This is a genomic window from Massilia sp. ST3 (assembly GCF_018119405.1).
In the GTDB taxonomy this organism is placed as follows: domain Bacteria; phylum Pseudomonadota; class Gammaproteobacteria; order Burkholderiales; family Burkholderiaceae_D; genus Telluria.
Genome location: NZ_JAGPWC010000113.1, coordinates 1 through 10,099, shown reverse-complemented (window position 1 = coordinate 10,099; position 10,099 = coordinate 1). Strand labels below are relative to the sequence as shown.

The following is a 10,099-nucleotide window of genomic DNA, read 5'->3' as shown; positions in this document are numbered from 1 at the left end:
TCCGCGGCGCCGGTGCGTCCCCGCGGCGAGGTGCGCGCGCATACCGACCACAAGGGCACGCGCCACCAGGACAACTGAGGCGCGGGACGGGACTCAAGTCCCGTCCCTGCCGGCGCCGTCGTCCAGCAGCATGCAGCCGGCGGTGGTGGTCGCGATCAGTTCCGCGCCGCAGCCGGTCTTCATGCCTTCCAGCGCAGCGCCGATGCCGCCGATGGAATGCGAGCGCACGCCTTCGATGATCGGAAACTCCCCGCCGCACTGCGGGCAGGACGTCATGTGGCCGCGCTGGGCCACCGGCCTGCCGTTGACCCGGATGAATTCGTTCCCCTCCAGGACCTCGCCGCCGTGCGAGGTCGGATCGCCCTTCAGGATCAATGCGCGCATCATGGCTGCCTCCTTCGGAAAGCTTCCACTCTAGGTTTGCGCATGCGGAGCGGTTTGAGGGGACGCAAGCGCGCCGGGAAGGGACTGCCCTTCCGTGCCGCGCAACTGTAGCCCGGCAATGCCCCGGCCTTTTTTTTCGCCTTTCCGGCACCATCTGCGGGTTTGGCTACAATGCCACCTTTAGAAGACAGGACTAGGACCATGGACCCGAAAGACTCCCTCATCGAATACCCGAGCGACTTCCCGATCAAGGTGATGGGCGCGACGCACGCCGATTTCGCCGCAACGATCATCGAGGTCGTGAAAGGCTTCGACCCGACTTTCGATGAAAGCAAGCTGCAGAGCCGTCCTTCCGCCAAGGGCAACTACACGGGCCTGACCGTGATCGTGCATGTCACCAGCCGCGAGATGCTGGACGACGTCTACCGCGCCCTGTCCACGCACGCCATGGTGAAGATGGTCCTGTAAGGACAGGCGAAAAGCGGGAATCGCCCCGCCGGCGCAAGGAATCGCGCTGGCTTATAATGACGGGGCTCCCCATATTCCCGCTTGATACCTTCATGTCAACGATTCCGCCGATCATCCGCGAACTCGGCCGCGCCGACTACGAACCGACCTTCGCCGCCATGCGCGCGTTCACCGACGCCCGCACGCCGGAGACCCGGGACGAGCTGTGGATCGTCGAACACCCGCCCGTCTTCACCCTGGGCCTGGGCGCCGATCGCGCCCACGTGCTGGCGCCGCACGACGTGCCGGTGGTGCAGACCGACCGCGGCGGCGAGGTGACGTATCACGGTCCGGGGCAGGTCGTTATCTATCTGCTCATGGACCTGCGCCGCAACAAGCCGGGCGGCAAGCTCTACGCCCGCCAGTTTGTTGCGAAAATCGAACAAGCGGTCATCGATGTGCTGGCGGCGTATAATCTTGCGGGTGAGCGCGTCGCCGGCGCGCCCGGCATCTACATGGCGGACGGTCCGCGCAAGGGCGCGAAGATCGCCGCGCTCGGCTTGAAGGTGCGCGGCAACGGCTGTACCTACCACGGCGTGTCGCTCAACGTCGCCATGGACCTGGACCCGTTCACCTGGATCAATCCCTGCGGCTACTCCGGCCTGGCCACGGTCGACATGCGTACGATGGGCGTCGAGGCGCCCCTGGCCGATGTCCAGCGGGCCCTGGCGCGCGAACTGGTGCGCCAGCTGGCCACCAGCGAACCCGCCGCCGAATTGTCCAGCAGCGAGCTCGTCCCCGAACAAACCAACTGAAGCCCTGAGGGCCACCGCCAATGACTTCCGAAATCGACACCGGCAATGCCGCCGCCTCCGCCTACAACGCCAGCGAAAAGCAGAAGGGCGCCAGCAAGACCTCGCGCATCCCGATCAAGATCATCCCGATCGCCGAGACCGAGCGCCTGAAGAAGCCGGAGTGGATCCGCGTGAAGGCGGCCACGGCGTCCTCGCGCTTCTACGAGATCAAGGACATCCTGCGCGCCAACAACCTGGTGACGGTGTGCGAGGAAGCCAGCTGCCCGAACATCGGCGAATGCTTCGGCAAGGGCACCGCGACCTTCATGATCATGGGCGACAAGTGCACCCGCCGCTGCCCGTTCTGCGACGTCGGCCACGGCCGTCCGGATCCGCTCGACGTGAACGAGCCGGGCAACCTGGCCAAGACCATCGCCGACCTGCGCCTGTCCTACGTCGTGATCACCTCGGTCGACCGCGACGACCTGCGTGACGGCGGCGCCGGCCACTTCGTCGAGTGCATCACCAAGACCCGCGAACTGTCGCCGAACACCAAGATCGAAGTGCTGGTGCCGGACTTCCGCGGCCGCCTCGAAAAAGCCCTGAACATCTTCGCCGGCGGCCTGCCGGACGTGATGAACCACAACCTGGAAACCGTGCCGCGCCTGTACAAGGAAGCGCGCCCGGGCGCCGACTACAAGCACTCGCTGGTGCTGCTGCGCGACTTCAAGAAGATGTACCCGAGCGCGGTCACCAAGTCGGGCCTGATGGTAGGCCTGGGCGAGACCGACGAGGAAATCCTCGAAGTGATGCGCGACATGCGCGAGCACGACATCGACATGCTGACCATCGGCCAGTACCTGGCGCCGTCGAACTCGCACCTGCCGGTGCGCCGCTACGTGCATCCGGACACCTTCAAGATGTTCGAAGAAAAAGCCTACGAGATGGGCTTCGTGCACGCCGCGGTGGGCGCGATGGTGCGTTCGTCCTACCACGCCGACCAGCAGGCGCATGACGCGGGCGTTGCCGCCTAAGTTTTTCGGTTAATTTTCGCCGCCCTACCCCGTCGTCCCCGCGAAGGCGGGGATCCAAGTTCTGCTTGCGCTATCGAGACGCCGGCAAACTTGGGTCCCCGCCTTCGCGGGGATGACGTTTTTAAGCTGACGAAAATAACATCGGAACGGCGCAAGCCCCTTTTTCCTCCCCGCATCGAAACACAGCCCCCGCCGCTTCCACGCTATAGTTGATAACAAGAAGACATCGTTCAAACGACCATGAGTGAGCACCGAGACCATCCCCCTTCCGACAACACCGAGGACGACGACGCCTGGCTGGAACGCGAGCTGGAACTCGACCGGCGCGGCATCGAGCTGGTCAAGATGGAAGGCCGCGTATTCCTGCGCTTCTCCGGCGAAGTGCGCTACGAAGGCCTGCGCGTGCCCTACCGCCTGGTGCCGGCGCGCGGTGTGCTGGCCAAGCCGAGCAAGTGGCGCAAGATGGACCTGCCGGCGCGCCGCGAGCTGATCGAGGAACGCACCACCGGGGACGCCATCGCGCGCCTGCATGCCGAGACCGAGGAATTCGTGCAGGACATCGCGGAGGACGCCGACGAATTCGGCTGGAACCCCATGCTCTTCCTCGACGTGCTCGACGAACTGGAGACCTCGGAGCCGGCCGAGTTCGTGTTCCAGCGCATCTCGCAGCGCCTGACCCATGCCGTCGAGCGCGAGCAGGAAGAACGCCATGCCGCGCGCACCAAGGAGAGCATCAACCTGGCCGAGTACCCGCAGTCCTTCGAGGTGGCCAGCCGCATGCCGCGCAAGTTCATCGCCCTGCTCGGGCCCACCAACTCGGGCAAGACCCACCGTGCGATGGAAGCCCTGGCCAAGGCCTCGAGCGGCGTGTACCTGGCGCCCCTGCGCCTGCTGGCGCTGGAAAACTACGAGCGCCTGCAGGCCGCGCGCCCGCATGGCGAGGAACTCAAGGTCAGCCTGATCACAGGCGAGGAACGCCGCCTGGCCGAAGGCGCGACCCACGTGGCCAGCACCGTCGAGATGCTCGACACCAAGCGCCAGGTCGAGGTGGCCGTGATCGACGAGATCCAGATGCTGGCCGACCGCGACCGCGGCGCCGCCTGGACCACCGCCGTCTGCGGCGCCCCGGCGGCCACGGTCTACCTGGTCGGCGCGCCGGAAGCGCGGCGCGCGATCGAGGCCCTGGCCGACCGCCTGGAAGTGCCGCTCGAAGTGCACGTGCTCAAGCGCATGGCGCCGCTGGCGATGGAGCCTTCGCCGGTGCGCAAGCTGTCCAACCTGCGCCGCGGCGACGCCGTGATCGCCTTCTCGCGGCGCGACGTGCTGATGTGGCGCGACATGATCACCGAGAAGGGCCTGTCGGTGGCGACCGTCTACGGCAACCTGTCTCCGGAAGTGCGGCGCGCCCAGGCGGAGCGCTTTCGCGAGGGACAGGCCGACATCGTGGTCGGCACCGACGCGCTGGCGATGGGCCTGAACATGCCGATCGCGCGCATCGTGATGACCACCGCGGTCAAGTACAACGGCTATGAAGAGGAAGAGATCTCGGCGGCGCTGGCCAAGCAGATCGCGGGCAGGGCAGGGCGCTACGGCGTGCATGAGGAGGGCTTTGTCGCGGGCTACGACGACGAGACGCATTCGGTGATGCGCTCGCTGATGAAGGAAAAGATCCCGCCGGTGCCGGCCACCGGCTTCGCGGTGGCCCCTTCGCTCGAGCAGCTGCACCGCATCTCGTCGGTGACGGGCGAGACCTCGCTGGTGAAGCTCCTGAAGCGCTTCGTGCACAACATCGACGTGCCGGACGGCTTCTTCTACCCGCGCATCACCGAGGAACAGAACGAGCGCGCCGAGTGGTTGGATACCTTGCCGCTGTCGGTGGCCGAGAAATTCATGCTGTCGCTGGTGCCGATCTCGACCAAGGTGCCGATGCTGCAGGGCGCCTGGGAACACTGGGCGCTGTCGCTGGCCAAGAAGAAGGTCTGCAAGCTGACGCCGCATCCGCAGGGGCTGTTCTACATGAACCTGCAGGAGGTCGAGGACACCTGCCGCATGTACTCGGCGTATGCGTGGCTGGGGTACCGGGAGCCGGACTTCTTCCCGAGTATCGAACAGGCGCAGGAACTGGCGAGGGAGGCGTCGGAGCGGGTGGATTCGCTGCTGCAGCAGCAGAATGCGGCGGCGCGGCAGAGGCGGGGGGATGGGGGAGGGCGGCGGAGGCGTTAAGCGCTTCTGGCTGTTCGACGAAACTTGGGTCCCCGCCTTCGCGGGGATGACGTTGATAAGTAGCGCGGTTGAACACCAGTTAGCGATTTCTGACACGCACCTTTAGCACGTCATCCCCGCGAAGGCGGGGACCCAAGTTTGCATGCCCACCACAAGCTTTCGAGTACCCCCTCCAGCGTAAACACCCCACACCGTGTACGATCCCGCTTTTGCCCTGTAAAGCGACACCACCGTGAACACGAAACACACCCCCGATTCCTTCAACCAGTTCGGCTCCACCTTCCTCCCCGGCCACCTGGGCATCCGCATCCTTGAGGTCAGCCCCGGCAAGCTGTCCGCCGAGATGAAGGTCGAGCCTTTCCACCTGGCGCCGAACGGCTATCTGCACGCCGGCAGCGTCGTGACCCTGGCCGATACCTGCGCCGGCTACGGCTGCATCAGCAACCTGCCGGAAGGCGCGGTCAGTTTCACCACCATCGAACTGAAATCGAACCACCTGGGTACGGCGCGCGAGGGCGTGATCAGCTGCGTGGCCACGGCCGTCCACCTGGGCCGGACGACCCAGGTATGGGATGCGACGGTGATGGACCAGGCCAGCGGCAAGACGATCGCCCTGTTCCGCTGCACCCAGATGCTGATCTATCCGCGATGAGATCTAGCCGGCGGCCAGTTCCTTTTGCAGCAGCGTATGCAGCTGCGGAAAGTCCGGCTCGCCAACGTAGCGCTTGATGATCCTGCCGTTCTTGTCGATCACGAAGGTGGTCGGCGTCAGGCTGACGTCGCCGAACTGCCTGGCGATGTCGCCGGCGGAGTCGATCGCCACCTTGAACGGCAGCTTGCGCGTCTCGGTGAAGTTCAGCACGTAGTTGGGCGGGTCGTACTGCATCGCCACCGCGACGAACTCCAGTCCCTGGCCCTTGAACTTGTTGTAGGTGTCGACCATCGCCGGCATCTCCTTGACGCAGGTGACGCAGGAGGTGGCCCAGAAGTTCACCATCACCACCTTGCCGCGCAGCGAGGCGGTGGAAATCTTCTCGCCGTCGATGCCGATGAAGGTCACGCTGGGCGCCGGCGTGCTGCTGCTGTAGGAAGCGTAGCCGATGCCGGCCAGCGCCAGCACCACCGCGCCGATGGCGGCGGGCTTGAACCAGGAGCGGGACGCAGTGGAAGAGGTGGGAGCGGTCATGGTCAGTAGGGATAAAAAAACGGCAGGACCATTATAGTCCTGCCGCTGTTTCAGGTTTCGCGCAAGCGGGTTACTGCGCCGCCTGGGCGTTCCGGCCGTCCAGCAGCTTGACGTCTTCTTCGCTGATGTACTCGAAGACCTTCACCACGCGCTGCACGCCCGACACGCCCTTGGCGACGTCGGCGGCGATATTGCCTTCGCGCTGGGTGACCAGGCCTTGCAGGTAGACCACGCCGCGTTCGGTGGTGACCTTGAAGGAATTGGCCGAAACGGTCTTCATGTCGACCAGGCTGGCCTTGACCTTGGTGGTGATCAGGGCGTCGCTCGAACGCGAGGTATAGCTCGACGGGCCGGCGATGTCCAGCTCGTTGATCACCGAGACCACGTTGGCGATGCCGCGCACTTCGCGCTCCACTGCCTGCTTCATCGCTTCGTCGCGCACTTCGCCGGTCAGCAGCACGCGGCGGTTGTAGCTGGTGACGTTGACGTGGCCGTTCTCACCGGTGAGCTGGGGCATCTTGAGCTCGGCCTTGACCGTGATCGACTTGTCCTCGGTCTGCATGCCCAGGGTGCGGCGGTCCAGCGAGGCCATGACCCCGGTGGCGGCGCCGCCGGCAACCAGGGCGACGCAGCCCTGCAGCGAAGCCAGCAGGGCCGAGCCCAGGACAACTTTCGTCAACAGCACGGCCATGGGCCGGTGCGCATTACGCATTCTCATCTCCTCCGAACAGCGCGACGTCGATACCGTCGCAAATACAGTGAATGGCCAGCAGGTGCACTTCCTGGATGCGCGCGGTGCGGGCATGCTGGACGTTGATGTGCACGTCGGCGTCGGTCAGCAGTTTGCCGAGTGCGCCGCCGTCCTTGCCGGTGAAAGCCACGATGCGCATTTCGCGCTCCAGCGCCGCCTCGACCGCCGCCAGCACGTTGGCGGAGTTGCCCGAGGTCGAGATCGCCAGCAGCACGTCGCCCGCCTGGCCGAAGGCCTGCACCTGCTTCGAGAAGATCTCCTTGAAGCTGTAGTCGTTGCCCACCGCCGTCATGATCGAGGTATCGGTGGTCAGTGCGATCGCCGGCAGCGGGAAACGCTCGCGCTCGAAGCGCCCGACGAGTTCGGCAGCAAAGTGCTGGCAGTCGGCGGCGGAACCGCCATTGCCGCATGCCAGGATCTTGTTGCCGTTGGACAGGGCGGCGAACATCAGTTCGACCGCCTGCGAAATGGATGGGGCCAGGGCAGCGGCCGACTTCATCTTCAGGTCGGCGCTCTCCTGGAAGTGAGCGAGGATGCGTTGAGTGTTCATAGCCGACGATTATAGTGCAGTGGCAACCCGGGGCGGGCAATGACGGTAAAAATTGCTTACAACTCAATGAGGCTGTTCAATGCTCAATTGATAACATCCTGCAGCCATTCGATGCGGTCGCCGTCGATGGCAATGACGTCGAAGCGGCAGGGTGGGGTGACGGGAAAACGCAACAGGTAATACTCGGCGGCGCGGCTCAGGCGCCGGATCTTGGCGGGGGTGATGCTGGCGGCGGCGCCGCCCTGCTCCTTGCTGCTGCGCTGGCGCACCTCGACGAAGACCAGGGTGGCGCCGTCGCGCATGACCAGGTCGATCTCGCCGGCCTTGCAGCGGAAGTTCTGCTCGACCGGCGCCAGCCCGCGGCGCTTGAGGTAGGCGAGGGCGGCCTGTTCCCAGCCCTGGCCCTGGGCCTGCCGCGCCGACAGGCGTCCGAGCCACATGTCAGCGGCCGAAGGCGGCCTGTTCGAACACGCCGCCGTCGCGGTACACGACGCCGCTCTCGACGCGGCGGAAGGCCGGGCTGCCGCTGGACCCATCGCCGCCCATGTCGATCTTCAGGCGGCCGGTCACGCCGTCCACCTCGAAGGCGCCGGTGGGGCGCTGGGCCAGTTCGCGCGCGATGCGGAAGGCGTCGATGCCGAGCGCGTACAGGCGCTGCATGTCGAAGCCTTCGTTGCCGCTCCAGCGCGGATAGACGCTGACCGCGGGGTGGTCGGGCTGCACGGTCCAGGGCAGGTCGAGGATGCGCACGCCGGCCAGCTCGGGCGCCGAGGCGCCCGGGTCGCGCCCCGGATTGACCGAGGCGGTGCCATAGGTCGGCAGCGAGGTGCCGAGGGCGCTGCGCACCTGGCGCAGCTGCACCGCGTCGAGGGCGGCGTACACCAGTTGCGGCGGATCGGCCTGCAGGCGCGCGCGCAGGTCGGCCAGCGCATTGCCGTCGACATAGCCGTCGGCGATCGGCAGCTCGGCCAGGGTGTGGGTGTTGCCCAGCTGCGACCAGCGCGCCGCGAAGGCGCCGGACAGGCGCTGCTGCCAGGCCGCCGGGCCGGTGACCACCAGGGCGCGGCCGCCCGGCTGCTCGGCGGCGGCCCAGTCGGCCACCTGGCGCGCCTCGTCTTCGAGCGAGAGGCCGATGACCAGCATCTGGCGCGGCAGCGGGCCGCTTGTTTGCGGGTGGTTCAGGGCGATGGTCGGCTTGCTGACGGCGCCGCTGCCGGCCAGCGCGGCGACGGCGGAACGGGCCAGCGGGCCGACCACGATGTCGTTCTGTTCGGCCGCGCGCGCGTAGGCGTCGAGGGTGGCCTGGGCCGAGTCGCCGGTCGGCATCACGTTGACCGTGACGCCAGCGCGGTCGCGCTCGTAGGCGGCCATGAAGCCCTGGCGTACGGCGTCGGCCGGCTGCGCCAGCGCGCTCGACTCGAGCGGCAGTAGCAGCGCGATGCGCGCGCCGCCGGCGGGCAACGGCGCGGCCGGGCTGCCGTCGGCGCGCGGCGGCAGTTCGACCGGACTGGTACGTACGCCGGTGTCCGCGGGCGGCGGGGGGGTATAAGTGGCTTCGACAGGCGGCGCACTTGTCACCGGCGCCGCGGGCGCGCACAATCCGCCCGGTACGCCGCAGCCGGTATCGGGCGGCAAGGGCGAACTGCCGCAGGCGGCCAGCAGGCTGGCGGTGGCGGTAGCGGCGATCAGGCCCTTGAGATTTTTCTTCTTCAGCATCGGAATCCCTTTTATGACAGAACAGCAGACCATCGACATCGCCCGGCTTCCCGTCATGGGCGAGGCGGCCCAGCAGTCCTATCCTACCGCAACGCTGTATGTCGTGGCTACACCGATCGGCAACGTCACCGACATCACGCTGCGCGCCCTGCACCTGCTGGCGCTGGCCGACGTCGTGGCCTGCGAGGACACGCGCAAGACCGGCGCCTTGCTGCAGCGTTTCGGGCTGAACAAGCAAACCATTGCCGCACACCAGCATAACGAGCGCGAGGTGGCGGACAAGATCATCGAGCGCCTGCACGCCGGGCAGCGCGTGGCCCTGGTGTCCGACGCGGGCACGCCGGCGGTGTCCGATCCGGGCGCGCGCATCGTCGACGCGGTGCGCAACGCCGGCCTGAACGTGGCGCCGCTGCCGGGGCCTTCGGCCGTGATCACCGCCTTGTCGGCGAGCGGGCTGGTGAACGACCGCTTCCACTTCGTCGGCTTCCTGCCGGCCAAGTCCAAGCAGCGCGAGGCCGCGCTGGCGCCCCTGGTGCGCGAAACCTCGACCCTGGTGTTCTACGAGGCGCCGCACCGCATCGTCGATTGCGTCGAAGCCTTGATGGAAGCCTTCGAGCCGGCGCGCCAGGTGGTGTTCGCGCGCGAGCTGTCCAAGCTGTTCGAGGAAGTGCACCGCTGCGCGCTGGGCGAGGCGCTAGCCTGGGTCAAGGCGGACCAGCACCGCGAGCGCGGCGAATTCGTGGTGCTGGTGGAAGGGGCCGTGGCCGAGACCGACGAACAGGATGCCGAGGCGGAGCGCATCCTGCAGATCCTGCTGGCCGAATGCAGCGTCAAGCAGGCGGCCAATTTGGCGGCGCAGATCACGGGGCGCAAGAAGAATGCCTTGTACGAGCGCGCCTTGCAGATCAAGGGTGAATAAGCCGGCGCGTCGGTTCACATGTGGTTTGAACGCGGGGGGGGCGGCCCCCGGCCCCCCCCCCCCCCCCGGGGGGGGCGGCCCGCCCCCCCCCCCCC

Annotated in this window: 12 protein-coding genes; 6 read left to right on the top strand and 6 right to left on the bottom strand. The window is 66.8% G+C overall.

What is annotated here, in order from left to right:
• Positions 1 to 93 precede the first annotated feature (93 nt).
• Positions 94 to 387, bottom strand: coding sequence for a PAAR domain-containing protein (locus KBW98_RS22905; protein WP_211522476.1), 294 nt, complete (start codon positions 385 to 387; stop codon positions 94 to 96).
• Positions 388 to 585: 198 nt separating this feature from the next.
• Here KBW98_RS22905 and KBW98_RS22900 point away from each other — a divergent pair, with 198 nt between their 5' ends.
• The 5 genes from KBW98_RS22900 to KBW98_RS22880 all read left to right on the top strand — a co-directional run bounded on the left by KBW98_RS22900 (position 586) and on the right by KBW98_RS22880 (position 5,534).
• On the top strand, positions 586 to 852 hold the full coding sequence (locus tag KBW98_RS22900) for a DUF493 family protein (protein WP_211522475.1): 267 nt from the start codon (positions 586 to 588) through the stop codon (positions 850 to 852).
• 92 nt (positions 853 to 944) lie between these two features.
• Entirely contained in the window at positions 945 to 1,646 is a 702-nt protein-coding gene (lipB, locus tag KBW98_RS22895) for a lipoyl(octanoyl) transferase LipB (protein WP_211522474.1), read from the top strand.
• 20 nt (positions 1,647 to 1,666) lie between these two features.
• Entirely contained in the window at positions 1,667 to 2,659 is a 993-nt protein-coding gene (gene lipA / locus KBW98_RS22890; protein WP_211522473.1) for a lipoyl synthase, read from the top strand.
• A gap of 240 nt (positions 2,660 to 2,899) precedes the next feature.
• Entirely contained in the window at positions 2,900 to 4,882 is a 1,983-nt protein-coding gene (locus tag KBW98_RS22885; protein ID WP_211522472.1) for a helicase-related protein, read from the top strand.
• A 232-nt stretch (positions 4,883 to 5,114) separates the two neighbouring features.
• A complete protein-coding gene (locus KBW98_RS22880; protein WP_211522471.1) occupies positions 5,115 to 5,534 on the top strand; it encodes a PaaI family thioesterase in 420 nt (139 codons plus the stop codon).
• A 3-nt stretch (positions 5,535 to 5,537) separates the two neighbouring features.
• On the opposite strand, the gene KBW98_RS22875 is transcribed toward KBW98_RS22880, so the two are convergent.
• The 5 genes from KBW98_RS22875 to KBW98_RS22855 form a co-directional block, all read right to left on the bottom strand.
• On the bottom strand, positions 5,538 to 6,068 hold the full coding sequence (locus KBW98_RS22875; protein WP_211522470.1) for a peroxiredoxin: 531 nt from the start codon (positions 6,066 to 6,068) through the stop codon (positions 5,538 to 5,540).
• A gap of 70 nt (positions 6,069 to 6,138) precedes the next feature.
• Entirely contained in the window at positions 6,139 to 6,780 is a 642-nt protein-coding gene (locus KBW98_RS22870) for a BON domain-containing protein (RefSeq protein WP_229429373.1), read from the bottom strand.
• Positions 6,773 to 7,369, bottom strand: coding sequence for a phosphoheptose isomerase (locus KBW98_RS22865; protein WP_211522469.1), 597 nt, complete (start codon positions 7,367 to 7,369; stop codon positions 6,773 to 6,775). Before KBW98_RS22865 ends, KBW98_RS22870 begins: the two co-directional genes overlap by 8 nt.
• Before the next feature lie 83 nt (positions 7,370 to 7,452).
• Positions 7,453 to 7,809: a YraN family protein gene (locus KBW98_RS22860; protein WP_211522468.1), complete on the bottom strand. Its 357-nt coding sequence runs from the start codon at positions 7,807 to 7,809 to the stop codon at positions 7,453 to 7,455.
• 1 nt (position 7,810) lies between these two features.
• Positions 7,811 to 9,085, bottom strand: a complete 1,275-nt coding sequence (locus KBW98_RS22855) for a penicillin-binding protein activator (RefSeq protein WP_211522467.1) — start codon at positions 9,083 to 9,085, stop codon at positions 7,811 to 7,813.
• 13 nt (positions 9,086 to 9,098) lie between these two features.
• On the opposite strand from KBW98_RS22855, the gene rsmI reads away from it, so the two are divergent.
• Positions 9,099 to 10,004 (top strand): 16S rRNA (cytidine(1402)-2'-O)-methyltransferase, encoded by a 906-nt coding sequence (rsmI, locus tag KBW98_RS22850; protein WP_211522466.1) that lies wholly within the window; start codon positions 9,099 to 9,101, stop codon positions 10,002 to 10,004.
• The last annotated feature ends 95 nt before the right edge of the window (positions 10,005 to 10,099 follow it).

Excerpts from the sequence above, each read along its gene's own strand:
- KBW98_RS22865 (WP_211522469.1), bottom strand. The coding sequence starts at position 7,369 with ATGAACACTCAACGCATCCTCGCTCACTTCCAGGAGAGCGCCGACCTG.
- KBW98_RS22860 (WP_211522468.1), bottom strand. The coding sequence starts at position 7,809 with ATGTGGCTCGGACGCCTGTCGGCGCGGCAGGCCCAGGGCCAGGGCTGG.
- lipA (WP_211522473.1), top strand. The coding sequence starts at position 1,667 with ATGACTTCCGAAATCGACACCGGCAATGCCGCCGCCTCCGCCTACAAC.
- KBW98_RS22905 (WP_211522476.1), bottom strand. The coding sequence starts at position 387 with ATGATGCGCGCATTGATCCTGAAGGGCGATCCGACCTCGCACGGCGGC.
- KBW98_RS22875 (WP_211522470.1), bottom strand. The coding sequence starts at position 6,068 with ATGACCGCTCCCACCTCTTCCACTGCGTCCCGCTCCTGGTTCAAGCCC.
- KBW98_RS22870 (WP_229429373.1), bottom strand. The coding sequence starts at position 6,780 with ATGCGTAATGCGCACCGGCCCATGGCCGTGCTGTTGACGAAAGTTGTC.
- KBW98_RS22900 (WP_211522475.1), top strand. The coding sequence starts at position 586 with ATGGACCCGAAAGACTCCCTCATCGAATACCCGAGCGACTTCCCGATC.
- rsmI (WP_211522466.1), top strand. The coding sequence starts at position 9,099 with ATGACAGAACAGCAGACCATCGACATCGCCCGGCTTCCCGTCATGGGC.
- lipB (WP_211522474.1), top strand. The coding sequence starts at position 945 with ATGTCAACGATTCCGCCGATCATCCGCGAACTCGGCCGCGCCGACTAC.
- KBW98_RS22855 (WP_211522467.1), bottom strand. The coding sequence starts at position 9,085 with ATGCTGAAGAAGAAAAATCTCAAGGGCCTGATCGCCGCTACCGCCACC.
- KBW98_RS22885 (WP_211522472.1), top strand. The coding sequence starts at position 2,900 with ATGAGTGAGCACCGAGACCATCCCCCTTCCGACAACACCGAGGACGAC.